Origin of the sequence: Microcystis sp. CS-574 (assembly GCF_028329095.1) — a bacterium.
Lineage (GTDB): Bacteria > Cyanobacteriota > Cyanobacteriia > Cyanobacteriales > Microcystaceae > Microcystis > Microcystis ichthyoblabe_A.
Genome location: NZ_JAQMSY010000214.1, coordinates 1 through 16327 on the forward strand (window position 1 = coordinate 1; position 16327 = coordinate 16327).

Here is a 16327-nt window from a genome sequence, read left to right on the forward strand (position 1 = left end):
CTATTTAAGGGGTGTGGGGTGTGGGGTGTAGGGTGTGGGGTGTGGGGAGATTTTTTTCTGTAAAAAGGCAGCTCCGAGCTTAGGGACTTGCGCTTTGATAATGTACCTTTTGGGCGAACGCAGTTCGCCCCTACATTGTGAAGAAAATCCGTTACTGTAGGGGCGCAAAGCTTGCGCCCTCCGATCAATTGGGATATTATTTCCACGCAAGTCCCTTATCGCTTAATACTATTGACTGATAACTTACCCACTGATAACTGATAACTGATAACTGATGCAAGGCTGACGGCTAATATTGATATCGATCGCGATTTAGGACTAGGGTGGCATTTTTAGCGACAAAATCAATAATTTTTTTGGCCACATCCACACCAGTGGCCCCTTCTATTCCTTCTAAACCGGGAGAGGAATTGACCTCGATAACCACAGGCCCGTGATTAGACCGCAATAGGTCCACACCCGCAACCCGTAAACCCATGGCTTTAGTGGCCCGTATAGCCGTACTGCGTTCCTCTGGGGTTAATTTTATCTTTTCTGCTTTGCCACCGCGGTGAAGATTAGAACGAAAATCCCCTTCGGCCCCCTGTCGCTTCATCGAGGCTACCACTTTTCCATCGATGACAAAACAGCGCAGATCTGCCCCACTGGCCTCTTTAATATACTCTTGTACTAGAATATTAGCCTCTAATTGCCGAAAAGCTTCAATAACTGACTTGGCTGCTTGATCGGTTTCCGCTAAGACTACCCCAATACCTTGGGTTCCTTCTAATAATTTAATCACTAGGGGGGTGCCGCCGACGGTTTCGATTAAACCATCGATATCTTGAGTTGCGTGAGCAATTCCCGTCACCGGTAAACCTATCCCTTCCCGAGCGAGGATTTGCAGACAACGCAATTTATCCCGCGACCGAGAAATTGCTTGCGAGTCGTTGGCAGTAAAAACATTCATCACCTCGAATTGTCGGACGACTGCGGTTCCATAGAAGGTTTTTGAGGCGGCAATACGGGGGATAATCGCATCGAAACTCTCTAAGGGTTTACCGTTATAAACAACCGTGGGTTTATGGGAGGTGATGTTCATATAACAGCGCAAATAATTGATCACTCGTACCTCATGGCCTTGGGCTTCTCCCGCCTCTTTCAGTCGCTTGGTCGAATAAAGAGAAGTATCTTGCGATAAAATAGCGATTTTCATAAATTTTCGCTTAAATATTGCTTTTACAACTGAATAGCTCCTTATTTCCCCATATTGACTTTTTTTGCTGGCAACTCATAAAATTTCTGTTCTCGATCGAAGTCCATCGATTATTATGGCGCTGACAGTTCCCTTTGAACAGTTAGATTAAATGAAAAGTAAAAAAGTCAAGCTTAAGACTAGATTTATTTTTGTCGTCAGGCTCAGTTTAAGTAGCTGGTTATAATTAAATTAAAAATGGATTTGAGGTTCGATCCCCCCTGCCCCCTTTGATAAGGGGGGTGCCGATAGGCGGGGGTATCTGAAAACTTTTAACACCTACCTACTTAAGTTATAGTTTTAAGTATTTAATTGACTAACAAAGACTAGAGAAGGAGCAAAGGGAAAAAATGTCAATTAATCAATACAATTTTGTTACGGTTTTGCTACTAAGCATGAGCTATCGGTTAGAATGATAAGGTGATCAACGATAATAATTATGACTTTACTGGCGAAATCTTTAGAGGAACTGACCGACTGGGTAAAAGACCAGGGACAACCCGCTTATCGGGGGAAACAATTACACCAATGGCTATACGAAAAAGGGGTGCATTCTTTGGCGGATATTTCCGTATTCCCCCAAGAATGGCGCAGCAAGCTGGCGGATTATCCTATCGGTCGTTCCCTTATACATTATCGCAGTGTAGCACCCGATCGCACTCGTAAATATCTGCTAAAACTGGCCGATGGTTTAATTATCGAAGCGGTGGGAATTCCTAGTGAAAAAAGATTAACAGTCTGTGTTTCTTCCCAAGTGGGTTGTCCGATGGCCTGTGATTTTTGTGCCACAGGAAAAGGTGGTTTTACTCGTAATTTAAAAGCCTATGAAATCGTTGACCAAGTGTTAACAGTACAGGAGGATTTTCAACAGCGAGTTAGTCATGTGGTATTTATGGGTATGGGGGAACCTTTATTAAATATCCCCGAAGTGGTGACAGCGATTCATTCCCTCAATCAAGATGTGGGGATCGGTCAGCGTTGTTTAACGATTTCTACCGTGGGATTACCCCATAAAATCAAGCAACTAGCCGAACATAATTTACAAGTAACTTTTGCTGTTAGTCTCCATGCTTCTAATCAACAAGTTCGATCTAAATTAATCCCCAGTGCCGACCATTATCCCCTAAGTAATCTGATCCAAGACTGTCAGGAATACGTTCAAATCACGGGACGAAGGGTGACATTTGAATACATTCTTTTAGCGGGAGTGAATGATTTACCCGAACACGCAAGGGAATTAGTCAAACTGGTGAAAGGGTTTCAGTCTCACGTCAATTTAATCCCCTATAATCCCATTCAAGAGGTGGATTATCAACGGCCTGATGAAAAAAGAATTAAGGCTTTTAAAACTATTTTAGAACAGGAAAAAGTCGCTGTTACTGTCCGTTATTCGAGAGGTTTAGCGGCCAATGCAGCCTGTGGACAATTGCGATCGAGCGTTATGGTACAATAAACAGGCGTAAATCGGCCATTAACTAGGGTTGGCTGAATAAATCTAAAAACCTTGTTGGGTAAGACGTTTAGACTTTTGGAAAATCAAAAAGTGCCAGCCATTGGAGGGATCGGGGGGAAATTTCAGGGGAAAAGTACCTTAAAATAAAACCCTACACCCTACACCCTACACCCTACACCCCACACCCTGGCCCCACGAGAAACTTTTTGCCGCAAACCCTAACTAGATTGCTAGTCTCCCTGCTAGGCTAAACTAGAGAACTATAACATCAATGTCGGAGCCATTTCGATGCAAAGTCTCTCTAGTGCCAAAGAAAATCGCCTTTTTGTCTATGAAGTCGTCGGTTTGAGTCAAAATGACAATACTGATAACCTAGATTATTCTATCCGTAAGAGTGGCAGTGTCTTTTTAACCGTTCCCTATAGCCGCATGAATCAAGAAATGCGTCGGATTACCCGTTTAGGCGCTCGCATCGTCAGCATTAAACCCTTAAACGCTGCTGCGGCCGAGTAGTTCATAAAATAATTATTGCTAATATCTGTCCCCCGCTCTTGTCCTCATCAGGCCAACCAGGGGGATTTTTAGCATAAACGGGAAAAAGTAACATAAATCTTAATAAAAAGTAAAATGCTGCAAATGTAACAGATTTTAACCAGAGAGTTGACCTATCCTTAGGCAAAGATAAAAGCGATGTCTGTGGTTTTTTTAAGATAACTCTCAATTAGGCCTAGGTGTAGTGTACCGATGGTAGGCTAAACTATGGAACGATTATCGTGACTTGAGTTGGGAGTTATATTTAATGTACAGTCCGAGTACACTAGCGGGAAACCGTTTATTTGTTTACGAAGTGGCGGGTCTCAATCAAAACGACAATACTGACAGCTTGGATTATTCAATCCGTCAGAGTGGAAGCGTGTTTTTCACGGTTCCCTACAGTCGCATGAATCAAGAAATGCGTCGGATTACCCGTTTAGGTGGTCGTATCGTCAGCATCAAACCCTTCAATGGGATTGCCCCCGTAGCAACTGTTTCTAGTGCCTCCACACCACAGCCAATCGCTCAATCATCGCCCGTCCCCGAACAGACCAAGAAAAAGGCCATGACTCAAGCGAAAGAAAAAACAGATATCCCCGTCAATATCTACCGTCCGAATCAACCCTTTATCGGCAAATGTATCGAGAATTATCCTCTCGTTGATGAGGGGGGTATCGGCATCGTACAACACGTCACCTTTGACCTTTCTGGGAGCAATTTACGCTATTTAGAAGGGCAAAGTATCGGTATTATCCCCCCGGGTACCGATGCTAATGGCAAACCTCATAAATTGAGACTCTATTCGATCGCCTCCACCCGTCATGGTGATAAATTAGACGATAAAACCGTATCCCTCTGCGTGCGTCAGTTGGAATACCAACACCCAGAAACCAAGGAAACCGTTTATGGGGTTTGTTCCACCCATCTCTGTAATGTAGAGGTGGGCGCTGATGTGGCTATTACCGGCCCCGTGGGTAAGGAAATGCTGCTACCGGGTGATGAAGATGCCACTATCATTATGATGGCCACCGGGACGGGAATCGCTCCCTTCCGAGCTTTCCTCTGGCGGATGTTCAAGGAACAACACGAAGATTATAAATTCAAAGGTCTAGCTTGGTTGATTTTCGGAGTTCCCAAAACGGCCAATATTCTCTACCAAGAAGAATTAGAGAAAATCGCGGCGGAATTCCCCGATAACTTCCGTCTCACCTATGCCATCAGCCGGGAACAGCAAAATCCCCAGGGCGGCAGAATGTATATTCAACACCGGGTAGCCGAACACGCTGACGAAATCTGGAATCTACTCCAAAGTCCCAAAACCCACGCTTATATGTGCGGACTGAAAGGGATGGAAGATGGTATCGACGATGCTATCAGTGGTGCTGCTGCTAAAAATGGCGCTGATTGGTCTGTCTATCAGAAACAACTGAAAAAAGAACATCGCTGGCACGTAGAAACCTACTAAACCAGAAAGGTTCTCTGAAAATTTTTGGGGGTGGGCATTGCCCACCTTTTTTGTCTTGGCTTCGGTTAAGATAAGTAGCTGGTTATAATTAAATTAAAAATGGATTTTAGGTTCGATCCCCCCTACCCCCCTTAATAAGGGGGGTGCCGATAGCCGGGGGGATCTGAAAGTTTTTAATACCTATCTACTTAGGTTTTTTAAAAGACCTTTAAAAAGATGAAATTCTCTCGACGCTTTTTTCCCGTTTTCCTTGCCCTCTGCTTACTGTTTATTTTGCTGCCCCGGGCCTGGAGTTTTACTAATAGCCAAAAACAAATTCTGGCAGATTTAAAAACAGCCGAGATTATTTATCTGGGAGAAAGGCACGATAGTCAAGCCGATCATCAGGCCCAATTAGCTATTATCGAGTATTTACAGGCTAATAATCCCCAAATAGCGATCGCTTTCGAGATGTTTCAACGTCCTTACCAAATCTATTTGGATCAGTATTTAGCCGGCAAAATTAGCGAAAATCAGTTGAGAGAAAAAAGTGAATACGACCAACGTTGGGGATTTGATTGGGAATTTTACGCCCCGATCCTGCGCTTGGCCAAGGCGAAAAAACTACCATTGATCGCCCTCAATACACCCACGGAAATCACTAGAAAAGTGGCACGAGAGGGCTTAGAAAGCCTCTCCACCTCAGAAATGACCTACATTCCCCCTAAAAGCGAAATAAACCAGGATAACGAGGAGTACCGTCAACAGATCTTAGCCGTTTATCAGCAACACACGGGGGGCAAAAGTCAGGGATTCGATCGCTTTTTTCTGGCACAGGTCCTCTGGGATGAAACCATGGCCGATGCGATCGCTAAATTCTGGCAAGCTCATCCCGACTATCAGATCATCGTCCTAGCAGGAAAAGGTCATATTGCCTACGGTTACGGTATTCCCAGTCGAGTCCAAAGAAGATTAGGCGATCGCGTCAGCCAGCGCTCGGTTTTCTTAGGAAACACTCCTCAATCATCACCGGAAGAAACCAAAAAACCCGCCGATTATTTTTGGCAGGGGCAAAATTAAGCCAGTCAGTAGCTAGGAAGCAAGGGATGATAAGCTAAGAAGCCAGTCTTTCAATTTAAGTACCTAAGCAAAATTAATTACACATTTCGATAAAGCTTTTGCCTATTGCCTATTGCCTATTGCCTCTTGCCTATCTTCACTAGGAAATTTATTTTGCACGACTACTTAGTAGATAATAAGTCTGAAAAACTGAGGCTATTTTATGATTAATTTAACCTGTCAAGATACCGAAACACTCGATCGCATTTTAGCTGTGACTCGTGCCGTGGGTTGGGGTGGTGCTAAAATTCTCCAATCCTACCACCGGGGTGAACAGGATTTAGCCGTTAACAAGAAGAAAAAAGGCGGACCGGTGACGGCGGCGGATTTAGCGGCAAATAACTATATTTTAGGGGAATTACAAACAAATTTTTCTGATATCGACTTTGGTTATCTGAGCGAGGAAACCCATCAAGGCAATGAAGCTATCCCGAAAGATTGGGTATGGATTATCGATCCTTTGGACGGAACCCGCGATTTTATCAACAAAACGGGAGAATATGCCCTACATATCGCCTTATGTTATCAGGGAAGACCGATCATCGCCGTGGTTGCCCTGCCGGATCAAGAAAAACTCTATTTTGCCCAAAAAGGAAAAGGCACTTTTCTAGAAACTAGCGACGGAAATATTACACAGGTAAAAGTTGCCAATAAAGATAAAATTACCGATCTCTATCTGGTGGTTAGTCGTACCCATCGCGACCAACGTTTTGATAATTTATTAAGTCAAATACCCTTCTTAGGTAAAAATTATGTGGCTAGTGTGGGCTGTAAAATTGCCACGATCCTCGAACAAAAATCCGATGTTTATATCTCCCTATCGGGGAAATCGGCGGCTAAAGACTGGGATTTTGCCGCCCCAGAGTTGATTTTAACGGAAGCAGGCGGCAAATTCTCCTATTTTGACGGTCAACCCGTGCGCTATAATCGCGGCGATGTGCGGCAATGGGGGGGGATCATGGCCAGTAATGGTCCTTGTCATCAACAACTTTGTCAGTTGTCCACAGCAATCCTCGCCCAAATTGATGCCACTGTCTAATTTCTGCTCTCTTATTCTTTGTGTGATCGGTTTAACTTATATAGGAGCGATCAATCTTTGTGTCCTTTGTGTCTTTGTGGTTCGTTCTAGTCCTTCGCCGGCGGTACTGTATCTTAGAATACATTTTACCCACCAAACCCAAGAGAGCTTAATTTCTGCCCCCTAACCGAGAATCAGAGATCGGTAGAATGGAAAAAAACCAGATCGAGCAATGTTACGGTTAAAAACTTGGCAAGGGTTGATTTTAGCAGTTCCGATCGCCGCTGTGGTGATTTTTCTGATCGTGGCCGCCAGTGTCCAGATCAATCAATGGGGTTTGAATTGGATTTGGGCAGTTTTTACCCTGATTTTTGTGGCTTGGCGCTTCCTGTTGGTCAAATGGACGCGCCCAGCAGTCGGGGAAATTGAAGCCGCCATCGGGGAAATTAAGGCAGAATTAACCCCTCCTGAGGGTGATTCCGGGGGAAATGTCGAGGAAATTATCGAGAGGATTATCGTCGAGGCCCGCAATGATCGCCCAGTTTGGGAAGATTGGGCGACTTTTTGGCAACGCTGTCAGGATTTGGTCAGTGCCATCGCCCATATATATTACCCCGATGTCAAGTACCCCTTATTAAATATTTACATTCCCCAGGCCTACGGTTTAATTCGGGGAACTGTGGATGATAGCGATCGCTGGATGCAGAATCTTTCCCCGGCCCTGAATCAAATCACCATCAGCCAAGCCTATCAGGCCTACGAAGTTTATCAAAAATTGCAACCCTCGGCCCAGAAACTTTGGCAGGTCTGGAATTGGGCGCAATGGGTGATCAATCCCGCTGCGGCTGTGGCTAAAGTGGCCAGTCAAAAGTACAGCGATCGAGCGGATCAGCAATTATTAGTCAATTTAGGGCAAGTTTTGCGGGAAAATGCCCTAAGAAATCTCTCTCGTCAAGCGGTGTTACTCTACAGTGGCGGCAATCTCGCCCCCACTCTCCCCACCAAGACCAAAATCGCCACTACTACTCTCAAAGAAATTCTCGCCCAAGCTGAACCAATCACGGAAATCGATCGCCAACCGGTTAACATTCTGCTGGTTGGACGCACCGGGGCCGGCAAAAGCAGTTTAATTAATACTCTCTTTCGGTCCGATTTAGCCCAAGTGGATCTATTGCCCAGTACCGATGCCATCCAATCCTACCATTGGCAAACCCCAGAAGGGGACGAGTTAATCCTCTGGGATACTCCGGGCTACGAACAGGCAAATCGGGCCGATGATCGGCAAAAGGTTCTTAATTATGCCAAAAACGCCGATTTATTGATTCTTGTCACCCCCGCCCTCGATCCCGCCCTGTCCATGGATGAGGCTTTTCTTAAAGATTTGCAACAAACTATTGACAATTTACCAGTTATAGTCTGTGTTTCTCAAGTTGATCGCCTGCGTCCGGTGCGAGAGTGGCAACCTCCCTATAATTGGCTGACGGGAGAAAGTCCCAAAGAAGTCAATATCCGCGAATGCTTGCAGTATCGGGCGGAATTATTCGAGGATCTTTGCGATCGCATTTTGCCGATGGTCAGTCAACAGCCAGATAGAGAAGCTTGGGGGGATGAGGAGTTATCAATCGCTTTGCTGGGGGCAATTTCACCCGCAAAACAGTTGCGTTTAGCCCGTTTTTTAGCGGATTTGGAAACTCGAACCCTGGCAGCGGCGAAAATAATCGATCGCTATACTTTACAGATGGCCACGGGGCAAGGTTTAACGGCCCTATTAAAAAGTCCTATTCTAGGTTTTATCTCCACTTTAGCCACGGGAAGACCGACTTTAGCCTATCTTTTAGCTGAACAAATTCCTGTGGAACAATTACCAGTAGCGATCGGTAAATTACAGATGGCCTACGAGCTTTCTTCTCTCTTAAATACGGAGAATAAAAGTTTTGATTTATTGGCACTTTGGCCAATACTATTAGAAAATTCTAGCACTGCTGACAAGGAAGCTTGGGCCTGGGGTCATGCTCTGGTAGAATATTGGACAAAGGACTTATCGATCGAACGGTTCCGGTCAAGTTATCAGGGGTATTTAGAAACGACAAAAACAGGCCTCTAACCAGATTAATTAAGCTAAAACTTTATTCCACTTTAAAAGTATAGGGGAGTGGGGAGGAGAGGTTTCTGATGTTGAGATTTCTAGCCCTTGTACTAAAATTACCAATGGGAGAGATTTTTTCGTGTTTTTTTGAAAGTTCTATTCATTTTTTTCATTTTCAGAGTTTTCATCGTTAGTTTTCGACGAACTACCCAAACCACTAAAATAAAAGGCGGTGACTGCTGTAGCTATTGGCCCTAAAAAAGTATAAATTGTCTTAGAAGAATCATTAATTAGGGTTGCCGCTTTATCCACTCTACTTTGTACTTCTTGTTCTTCGATAGCTTTCAAATTTATATTTAAATTAAAAATTCCAAGAGAAGCAAAAGAAATGAGACAAATAGAAAGAATTTGTAAACCAGCAGTGGTTAACAATCCCAACCAAAGCCACCTTGCTAAGGAACCAGCTACTTTAGTATTAAAATTATGTCTTTGGTCTGAGGGTGATATAGCTGTAGCTGGTTTACCAAATTCAGATACTTCATTGTCTAAATGATAAGGCTCCGGATTCTTCTTTAGATTATGACGCACAGAGTTCCTTTCAGTTGGAAGAGCCAAAGAAGCGCTGGGATCTTTTGGGTTGTTAACTTCCCCTGTCTCATTTTTTGAATCACTGGTCATAACTAAACAATTAGTAGTGGTCTCTGTTCATTACCTTTTTGCAGTATTAATTGAGTATCTTCCTCCGTCTCAGTTTTAGCATATAAAGCCATGAGTTTTAATCCTTTACGAATTACTTCAGACTCTGTTAAGTCTAGCTCTTTAGCTATTTCTTTAAGATATTCAGAGTCCTTTTGACTAAGATTTACTCGAAATTGTCTGGTAGCCATTTTTTTTTGTTAATTTAGTGATTGATTTATGGGTTGTCATCATCAATAGCAGGAGGCTCTTGATTGTTCAATCCTTCCGCCACAGCATGAATTAGTTCGTCAAAAGCCTGTTTAGCGGTTGGGTCGAAGGTTACAGCAATGCTGGCCTTATTGCGATGCCAAAGCGTCATCAGAATCGATGCACTACTGATCAACAGTAGATTGGACTGAATCTAGTTGCTTTTGACCTTGCCCTCGCAGTTTCTCTCCGTCAGCTTCTAACCGTTTAGGCTTGAGACAATAGGGTAGAGCTGCTGTAGGTATCTTGTCAAAGTAGGTTGACGGTACTCCATGGCGTCCATGTAGTTTTTCGTAGAGACTGGATGTTTTAGGATCGTACAGTTTATCCTTGTCCCGTTCTTTTTGATATTCAGCCGCTTTCTTATCGCAAATGTTTTGAGCGACTTTCGCCTGATCTAATACTCGTTCTCCTTCAGCTATGTTTCGGCGAGGAGTGGCATAGAGATGTTCTTCTACTACTTTGTCGGCGTAGATTTTAGATAATTGAGCGGAGTTAGTCAGGATTTCCGAGCCAACACCCGAAATCAGCGTTAAAACGAATTGTAAGCTGATAATAGCCCACAAAAATCGATTAGCCCACTTGCGACTCGCAGGATTAGCATTGATCGCATCTGTCACCATAACCTTACAGTGACTTAGATGGTCGCTGATAATAGCCCACAAAAATCGATTAGCCCACTTGCGACTCACAGGATTAGCATTGATCGCATCTGTCACCATAACCTCACCGTGGAGGTCCCGGGGATTGACGCAGACCAACTCAGAATTGAGAACTTTTTGCCAGAAACCGATTGTTTCAGGTGATAGATTGCCGTTTTTTGCCTTCTCTACCAACTCTGGATGATTCTGTTTAATCCAGTCGATGAGTTTGTGGGGATTAGAGCGATGATCCTCCAGAAAGTCATCCCAACTGAAAAAGCTCGCACTGAAAAAGCTCGCATCGACGTGGGGGCTACAAGGATTAACGTACATAGTTTTATCTCCTATATAGTGTAGGGTCAATTCATGAATTGACCCTACAGTCTGATTTAAGGGTTGTCATCGTCCTTTCTTATAGATGTCCATAATAGTCTGCCTTTAGAAACTTAGCATCCTAAGTCACAGTATCCCATCTTACCCTAATTACACCAGATATGTCAACCCTAATTACACTAGATATGTCAAGCAATTACACTAGATATGTCAAGCAATTACACCAGATATGTTAAGTCAACATAAACGAGTCCTGACGGTACTTAATGGGTGCATAGGTCAAATACCATCGACTTATCGACTTATTTGCTATTAAAAAGCTATTTTTCGCAAATTTTAACTAAAATAATCTTAGGTTTTATTCATCATTAGGTACAACAGGGGGTATAATAGGGTATTTAGTAGGTGGTATTATATATACATATATGCAAGACCTAGCAATGGGTGTAATGTGGGTATATTGTGGGGTTTAATAGATACCACAGTGCTGAGTTCCTATGGTATGATAGTTCCATCAACTTTTAGATAGATAAAAGTATGGCAGACACAACTAAACAAGTGAGTATGCTAGAATTGGAGTTAGAAGATGATCTAATCAGACAAATTGAAGATGTAGCTGATTCTGGTTGTTTTTCAAAAGATGAATTATTACAAAGTATTTTAGAAGCATGGAGATATCATCAGGCCTATATACATAGACTTGAAAATATGGTTCAAATAATCAATATTAAGTAATTCGATTTGAGGGTAATGTAGAATGATTACTATCAAATGATTACCTGCTTATTGTTTTGAGCTAACAAAAAATTTTATCACTATTTTCTTGATCAACAGTCTATTAAACTTTCATAACAAGTAACCCTGAGACAATTATCAGTTTTAGCAATTATTGAGATGTTAATTTATTGTAAGCAGAAATAATCGCCGCATTTTCCCAATCATCATCAAAAGGAAGTGCATCGGGATCTGACAAAGCATTAGCCTCGATTTCTAGATCACCCATCGATTTAACTCGCTCCCAATCGGTTAAATTATTAATATCTGGGGGATTATTTGTTATATTTATCCTTCCTAAAGCTGGTATTTCCATAGGTGGTGGCCAGTGCAGAACTACAGTGATATACTAAGGATAACTTGATCAATACTTTCTAGGGAGATTTTGCTATCAATTCCCAGAAAGTATCGGGTTTTAGGTTTTGCGTCCGAGAAAATTAATAATCTGGGGACTAATTTCTTTTGACCAATGTTCTTGGGGATAGTGTTTCGCTTCTGCGAGGGAGATTAATTCCACTCCTGATTTAGTAGCTAATTTTTCGACAGTGACAGAAGATAACCAAGGATCCGCCATTCCCCAGACAAAAAGGATAGGTTTTTCAAAGTTCTCTAAACCTGTCTCAATTTCTGCCATAGTTTTCGATAGGTTTAAATTGCGAATCGTGGCCAGTAAAGCGCGACCCACTGCCGAAGTTTTTAGATAAGGTTGACGGAAAATAGCCAGATCTGCATCACTAATCACAAAACCGCTACCAGTTTCTAAAGTACGATCGACTAATAAGGGGTCTTGAGTCGCCATATCTCCGAGGAAAGGTAGCCCCCATTGTTTCATTATCCAGGGTAATTTAACATCACTGGAGAGGGGAGTATTTAAAACGATCAAGCACTCAATTTTATCGGGATTTTCTAGGGCGTATTGTAACCCGACGGAGGCTAAAAAACCCTGGACAATGAGGGAGATTTTCGGCAATTGGAGAGCTTGAATAAAATCGGCCAAGGCTTGACAAAAAGCGCTAGGTGTGTAGGCGAAATCTCTGGCATCGGGTTTAGCGGATAAACCGGAACCGATCCAATCGGGGGCAATGGCATTAATGTTATATTCTTCTAAACTGGTCAATAATTCTCGCCAAATATAGCCATGGGCGGGTAAACCATGGAGTAGGATCACGGGGGTTGTGTCCGGTTGTTGATCGGGGTTAACCTGTCGATAAAACCACTTGAGAGGGCCGACTTCGAGAAAACTTTCTAAAATAGCCATGGTTAATGGGGGATTAATAATCATTAACCATTGTCTAACGTCTAGGAACCGATCGCACCGGCAAACTTTCCACCCCGGCAGTTATAGGGAGCTTGCGTCGAGACTTTGTGCTTCTCCGGGGGTTAAGGGCAAATGAAGACCGCATTCTTGTTTTAAACCCTTGAAACGGGTGTCTCGTTCGTTGCTATCATCGGCGGTTAAAGGCCGACTGGAGTGCCAATCGCCGACGGAGACATAACCCAGATCAAAATAGGGATGGTAGGGAAGATCGTATTTAGTCAGATAGTCATAGATGGTTTTGGCATTCCAGTCAAGTATCGGTAATATTTTGTAACGTTCGCCCTGTTGATTGACCCATTGGAGAGTTTTGCGGTGGTCGGTTTGGTCGCGACGTAAACCTGCTAACCAAGCGGTGGCCTTTAATTCCTTCAGGGCCCGTTGCATCGGCTCCACCTTGCGGATTTTGTCGTAGAGATTGAGGGAGTCGAGATCGTTATTTGACCACAGTTTACCGTGGATTGCTTCCATGCGGGCGGGACTGAGGGGAGATTGATAAACTTTCAGGTTTAAATGGAGGCGTTGGCTTAAGTCTTCGGCAAATTGATAGGTTTCTGGGGGAAGATAGCCGGTATCGATCCAAATGATGGGAATATCGGGGATAATTGCGGTGACGAGGTGCAACATCACCGCCGCTTGAATGCCGAAACTGGTACTCATCACCAAACCTTCCCCAAAGGTGGCCGCAGCCCAAGCGACGATTTCTGCGGCGTTAGCGGAGTCAAAACGTTGATTAATTCTGGCGAGGTCGAGGGATAGAGGGGAGGAAAAAGACCGGTCGGCAGTGGCGATGAAGGCGGTTTCTAGGGCCTGTGGATGAGAATTAAGCAAGTGTAAATCTGGCATTCTGGCTAAGATTTAAGGTGTACAGTAGCGGCGGATACTGATAGAGTCCAATCTATCCCTGTGATTGGATTATAGCATTGGGCCATCGGCCCGTTCTAGCTATTCCTTTTCCTTTTCAGAGCCTGGTTATTCGATCGAGGATAATGGAACTATCAGGCCTCAATTGTATTTTAGTCGCTGATTTCAGGATAATTGGACTCTCAGCCCCGCTACTGCTAGAAAAGTTACTATTTAGTAATTTTTTACTTTAAGTTAAGAAACTTATCTAAGGCTAGAACCATATTCGGCGGCCAACGGCGCACGCTTTTTACCCAATCGAGGTCTTGATAGCGGGTATCCATGCCGACGGCGGCTACCCAATTGCTTTCCGCTTCTCCCTGTTGTCCTTGGGTCCATAAAACCGCGCTTAAGGCGGCTCTGACATCGGGGAACATGGGGTATTTGCGGGCAATATTCCGCATTTTTTGGACTGCTTCGGGATATCTGCCCAATTCGTACAGGGCCAGGGCCAGATTAGCTTGCGCCCAGGCAAAATTCGGGGCCAGTTGAGTGGCTTGCCGATAGTCTTTGACGGCGGCTTCCCAGTCCCCTAAACCGCCTTCGGCGTTGCCGCGATTGTTATAGGCAAAGGCATCATTGGGATCTAGTTCTAAAACTTTATTATAATCGGCGATCGCTTCTTGATATTTGCCTTCTCCCTCTAAAGCGGTGCCGCGATTGAGGTAGGGATCGGGGGCATCGGGGGCAATGGCGATCGCTTGGTTAAAATCAGCGATCGCATCCTCTAATTTATTGAGACTAACTCTGGCATTGCCGCGATTACTCCAGACGGCGGGGTTAGTGGGGAATTTGGCGACTAATTGGGTCCAATAGTTTTCGGCCTGGGCGTAATCACCTTTTTCTGTGGCTTCTAGGGCTTTTTCGGCGATAACTTCCCCTTCTCTAATCTGTTCTTCGCTAATAGTCGGGCTATCGGCATAAGCCGCTATGGGTAGGGCAAAAAAGAGCAATAGACTCAATACACAAGCGGTGATCCAACGCATAATTACTTCATAATTTGTTACTTAATCTTTTCTCAATCTACCCTACTTAGGTGAACTCTGCCCTAGATAGTCTTGATAGCCTAGTCGTTGAAGATTGCTTTGTTTTTCGAGGACGGAATCGGTGAGGGATTGACGATAGGCGATAACTTGCTCTAAAAGATCAGCATTACCAGTGGCGAGAATTTGAACCGCTAAAAGTCCGGCATTTTTGGCATTACCGATCGCCACCGTGGCCACGGGAATGCCTGCGGGCATCTGTACAATTGAATAGAGAGAGTCTAACCCTTGTAAAGTGCGCGTGACTACGGGAACTCCAATCACGGGTAAGGGGGTTAAAGATGCTACCATCCCGGGTAAATGGGCAGCGCCGCCGGCTCCAGCGATAATCACTTTTATTCCCCTTAAATGAGCGTTTTTGCCGTATTCAAACATTTTTTCGGGGGTACGATGGGCTGAGACGATGGCGACTTCGTGGCTAATCTGAAAAACCTCTAAAACTGCGATCGCTTCTTTCATGGTGGGTAAGTCGGAATCACTGCCCATAATTACACCCACTAGGGGCGCTGCTGTCACCATAGCTACTAGAAAATAATATTTCCCCTAAATTGTATCGGGATCAATGCCTAATTCTCGCAATTTTTGGGCTAATTTTTCCTTAGCCTGACGTTCCCTTTCTTTCTCTAAAAGAGCCTGCTCTTTCTCTAAAAGAGCCTGTTCTTTTGTCTGTCGTTGCTCTAATTCCGCTTCTTGAGGAGTGGGGACTAATTGACCATCGCCGGTAAAATAACGCAGTTTCCGGTCAAATATCCCTAAATATAATCCTAACTGTTCACTCCACAGATAACCCCGGTCATTGGGAGAAATGGCTTGATATTGTCCCTCAATTAGTCTAAATCCCTGCAATTCTAAACTATTAGGATCAAACCAAAAATAATTAGGAGTGCGAAAGGTATTCTGATAGAGAGTTTTCTTGTTATTGCGGTCAATATTGGCCGTAGAATCGGAAAGAATCTCGACAATTACATCTGGATATTTACCCTGTTCTCCCCAAACCACCCAACTTTTGCGGGGGCGTTTTTCGGTATCTAAAACCACAAAAAAATCAGGACCACAGAAATCACGTTTTTTTAGTTGTTCCGCGTTGTAGTAGATGGTTAGATTTCCCGAAGCGTAGTAATCACTCCTCTCGCGCCATAATAATTCTAGACAACTAAGGAGAATGATGATCTGTTGCAGGTGTAGATCACTTTCCAAGGGTGGTTCATCACTCCATAAATCTGTGGGGGGACAGGTAACTTCTGGGATTATGTCTAGGGCTGTCATGACTTTTTCCCGGTATTTTAGGATTGATTAATTATAGCTTTTTTCTCACAATTGCAGAGATAAGGCGGGGGGATTTTAACCAATAACTTAAGTAGGTAGGCGTTAAAAATCATCAGACACCCCCCTTATCAAGGGGGATCCCCCCGCCTTCGGCTTCCCCCCTTATCAAGGGGGATCCCCCCGCCTTCGGCTTCCCCCCTTATCAAGGGGGATCCCCCC

The 16327-nt window shown here is 44.0% G+C and carries 19 protein-coding genes; 8 read left to right on the forward strand and 11 right to left on the reverse strand.

Annotated elements, in window-relative coordinates:
• Window positions 1–289: 289 nt before the first annotated feature.
• A complete protein-coding gene (gene rimK / locus PN470_RS17320) occupies window positions 290–1195 on the reverse strand; it encodes a 30S ribosomal protein S6--L-glutamate ligase (RefSeq protein ID WP_271935755.1) in 906 nt (301 codons plus the stop codon).
• A 478-nt stretch (window positions 1196–1673) separates the two neighbouring features.
• Here rimK and rlmN point away from each other — a divergent pair, with 478 nt between their 5' ends.
• The 7 genes from rlmN (at window position 1674) to PN470_RS17350 (ending at window position 8906) form a co-directional block, all read left to right on the forward strand.
• Window positions 1674–2687, forward strand: coding sequence for a 23S rRNA (adenine(2503)-C(2))-methyltransferase RlmN (gene rlmN / locus PN470_RS17325; RefSeq protein ID WP_271935752.1), 1014 nt, complete (start codon window positions 1674–1676; stop codon window positions 2685–2687).
• A gap of 288 nt (window positions 2688–2975) precedes the next feature.
• Entirely contained in the window at window positions 2976–3200 is a 225-nt protein-coding gene (locus PN470_RS17330) for a phycobilisome linker polypeptide (protein WP_002732223.1), read from the forward strand.
• A gap of 286 nt (window positions 3201–3486) precedes the next feature.
• Window positions 3487–4686, forward strand: a complete 1200-nt coding sequence (gene petH, locus PN470_RS17335; RefSeq protein WP_272104860.1) for a ferredoxin--NADP reductase — start codon at window positions 3487–3489, stop codon at window positions 4684–4686.
• Window positions 4687–4902: 216 nt separating this feature from the next.
• Window positions 4903–5745, forward strand: coding sequence for a ChaN family lipoprotein (locus PN470_RS17340; RefSeq protein WP_103111912.1), 843 nt, complete (start codon window positions 4903–4905; stop codon window positions 5743–5745).
• A gap of 202 nt (window positions 5746–5947) precedes the next feature.
• Window positions 5948–6823 carry a 3'(2'),5'-bisphosphate nucleotidase CysQ family protein gene (locus tag PN470_RS17345; RefSeq protein WP_271935749.1) on the forward strand — a complete coding sequence of 292 codons (876 nt, stop codon included), beginning with the start codon at window positions 5948–5950 and terminating at the stop codon, window positions 6821–6823.
• Window positions 6810–6989, forward strand: coding sequence for a hypothetical protein (locus PN470_RS22225; protein WP_002776187.1), 180 nt, complete (start codon window positions 6810–6812; stop codon window positions 6987–6989). Before PN470_RS17345 ends, PN470_RS22225 begins: the two co-directional genes overlap by 14 nt.
• Window positions 6990–7034: 45 nt before the next feature.
• A complete protein-coding gene (locus PN470_RS17350) occupies window positions 7035–8906 on the forward strand; it encodes a GTPase family protein (RefSeq protein WP_271935747.1) in 1872 nt (623 codons plus the stop codon).
• A gap of 138 nt (window positions 8907–9044) precedes the next feature.
• Here the strand turns inward: PN470_RS17350 and PN470_RS17355 are convergent, their stop codons facing one another.
• The 4 genes from PN470_RS17355 to PN470_RS17370 are packed head-to-tail and all read right to left on the reverse strand — an operon-like array spanning window position 9045 to window position 10807.
• Complete coding sequence (locus tag PN470_RS17355) at window positions 9045–9566, reverse strand: hypothetical protein (RefSeq protein ID WP_271935744.1); 522 nt, start codon at window positions 9564–9566, stop codon at window positions 9045–9047.
• Window positions 9567–9568: 2 nt separating this feature from the next.
• The gene (locus PN470_RS17360; RefSeq protein ID WP_002762605.1) at window positions 9569–9775 is read right to left on the reverse strand and encodes a hypothetical protein; all 207 of its coding nucleotides are present in this window, start codon (window positions 9773–9775) and stop codon (window positions 9569–9571) included.
• A gap of 26 nt (window positions 9776–9801) precedes the next feature.
• The gene (locus PN470_RS17365) at window positions 9802–9945 is read right to left on the reverse strand and encodes a hypothetical protein (RefSeq protein WP_241673732.1); all 144 of its coding nucleotides are present in this window, start codon (window positions 9943–9945) and stop codon (window positions 9802–9804) included.
• Window positions 9946–9958: 13 nt separating this feature from the next.
• On the reverse strand, window positions 9959–10807 hold the full coding sequence (locus tag PN470_RS17370; RefSeq protein ID WP_271935741.1) for a hypothetical protein: 849 nt from the start codon (window positions 10805–10807) through the stop codon (window positions 9959–9961).
• 537 nt (window positions 10808–11344) lie between these two features.
• On the opposite strand from PN470_RS17370, the gene PN470_RS17375 reads away from it, so the two are divergent.
• Window positions 11345–11542, forward strand: a complete 198-nt coding sequence (locus PN470_RS17375) for a hypothetical protein (RefSeq protein ID WP_002762603.1) — start codon at window positions 11345–11347, stop codon at window positions 11540–11542.
• Window positions 11543–11693: 151 nt separating this feature from the next.
• Here PN470_RS17375 and PN470_RS17380 read toward each other — a convergent pair whose 3' ends face one another.
• The 6 genes from PN470_RS17380 to PN470_RS17405 all read right to left on the reverse strand — a co-directional run bounded on the left by PN470_RS17380 (window position 11694) and on the right by PN470_RS17405 (window position 16108).
• Window positions 11694–11897: a hypothetical protein gene (locus tag PN470_RS17380; RefSeq protein WP_149987003.1), complete on the reverse strand. Its 204-nt coding sequence runs from the start codon at window positions 11895–11897 to the stop codon at window positions 11694–11696.
• 99 nt (window positions 11898–11996) lie between these two features.
• Entirely contained in the window at window positions 11997–12863 is an 867-nt protein-coding gene (locus PN470_RS17385; RefSeq protein WP_272104861.1) for an alpha/beta fold hydrolase, read from the reverse strand.
• Window positions 12864–12920: 57 nt separating this feature from the next.
• Complete coding sequence (gene cysH / locus PN470_RS17390; protein ID WP_016516985.1) at window positions 12921–13742, reverse strand: phosphoadenosine phosphosulfate reductase; 822 nt, start codon at window positions 13740–13742, stop codon at window positions 12921–12923.
• A 242-nt stretch (window positions 13743–13984) separates the two neighbouring features.
• Window positions 13985–14785 carry a tetratricopeptide repeat protein gene (locus PN470_RS17395; RefSeq protein WP_002776201.1) on the reverse strand — a complete coding sequence of 267 codons (801 nt, stop codon included), beginning with the start codon at window positions 14783–14785 and terminating at the stop codon, window positions 13985–13987.
• A 42-nt stretch (window positions 14786–14827) separates the two neighbouring features.
• Complete coding sequence (gene purE / locus PN470_RS17400; protein ID WP_002802634.1) at window positions 14828–15361, reverse strand: 5-(carboxyamino)imidazole ribonucleotide mutase; 534 nt, start codon at window positions 15359–15361, stop codon at window positions 14828–14830.
• A 24-nt stretch (window positions 15362–15385) separates the two neighbouring features.
• Window positions 15386–16108, reverse strand: coding sequence for a Uma2 family endonuclease (locus PN470_RS17405; protein WP_271935738.1), 723 nt, complete (start codon window positions 16106–16108; stop codon window positions 15386–15388).
• Window positions 16109–16327 lie beyond the last annotated feature (219 nt).

What these genes read in the sequence shown, in the direction of transcription:
- PN470_RS17380 (WP_149987003.1), bottom strand. Translation starts at nt 11,897, where the DNA reads ATGGAAATACCAGCTTTAGGAAGGATAAATATAACAAATAATCCCCCA.
- PN470_RS17340 (WP_103111912.1), top strand. Translation starts at nt 4,903, where the DNA reads ATGAAATTCTCTCGACGCTTTTTTCCCGTTTTCCTTGCCCTCTGCTTA.
- PN470_RS17330 (WP_002732223.1), top strand. Translation starts at nt 2,976, where the DNA reads ATGCAAAGTCTCTCTAGTGCCAAAGAAAATCGCCTTTTTGTCTATGAA.
- PN470_RS22225 (WP_002776187.1), top strand. Translation starts at nt 6,810, where the DNA reads ATGCCACTGTCTAATTTCTGCTCTCTTATTCTTTGTGTGATCGGTTTA.
- cysH (WP_016516985.1), bottom strand. Translation starts at nt 13,742, where the DNA reads ATGCCAGATTTACACTTGCTTAATTCTCATCCACAGGCCCTAGAAACC.
- PN470_RS17375 (WP_002762603.1), top strand. Translation starts at nt 11,345, where the DNA reads ATGGCAGACACAACTAAACAAGTGAGTATGCTAGAATTGGAGTTAGAA.
- PN470_RS17395 (WP_002776201.1), bottom strand. Translation starts at nt 14,785, where the DNA reads ATGCGTTGGATCACCGCTTGTGTATTGAGTCTATTGCTCTTTTTTGCC.
- PN470_RS17385 (WP_272104861.1), bottom strand. Translation starts at nt 12,863, where the DNA reads ATGATTATTAATCCCCCATTAACCATGGCTATTTTAGAAAGTTTTCTC.
- rlmN (WP_271935752.1), top strand. Translation starts at nt 1,674, where the DNA reads ATGACTTTACTGGCGAAATCTTTAGAGGAACTGACCGACTGGGTAAAA.
- PN470_RS17350 (WP_271935747.1), top strand. Translation starts at nt 7,035, where the DNA reads ATGTTACGGTTAAAAACTTGGCAAGGGTTGATTTTAGCAGTTCCGATC.
- PN470_RS17345 (WP_271935749.1), top strand. Translation starts at nt 5,948, where the DNA reads ATGATTAATTTAACCTGTCAAGATACCGAAACACTCGATCGCATTTTA.
- PN470_RS17360 (WP_002762605.1), bottom strand. Translation starts at nt 9,775, where the DNA reads ATGGCTACCAGACAATTTCGAGTAAATCTTAGTCAAAAGGACTCTGAA.
- PN470_RS17370 (WP_271935741.1), bottom strand. Translation starts at nt 10,807, where the DNA reads ATGTACGTTAATCCTTGTAGCCCCCACGTCGATGCGAGCTTTTTCAGT.
- petH (WP_272104860.1), top strand. Translation starts at nt 3,487, where the DNA reads ATGTACAGTCCGAGTACACTAGCGGGAAACCGTTTATTTGTTTACGAA.
- PN470_RS17405 (WP_271935738.1), bottom strand. Translation starts at nt 16,108, where the DNA reads ATGACAGCCCTAGACATAATCCCAGAAGTTACCTGTCCCCCCACAGAT.
- PN470_RS17355 (WP_271935744.1), bottom strand. Translation starts at nt 9,566, where the DNA reads ATGACCAGTGATTCAAAAAATGAGACAGGGGAAGTTAACAACCCAAAA.
- rimK (WP_271935755.1), bottom strand. Translation starts at nt 1,195, where the DNA reads ATGAAAATCGCTATTTTATCGCAAGATACTTCTCTTTATTCGACCAAG.
- PN470_RS17365 (WP_241673732.1), bottom strand. Translation starts at nt 9,945, where the DNA reads ATGACGCTTTGGCATCGCAATAAGGCCAGCATTGCTGTAACCTTCGAC.
- purE (WP_002802634.1), bottom strand. Translation starts at nt 15,361, where the DNA reads ATGGTGACAGCAGCGCCCCTAGTGGGTGTAATTATGGGCAGTGATTCC.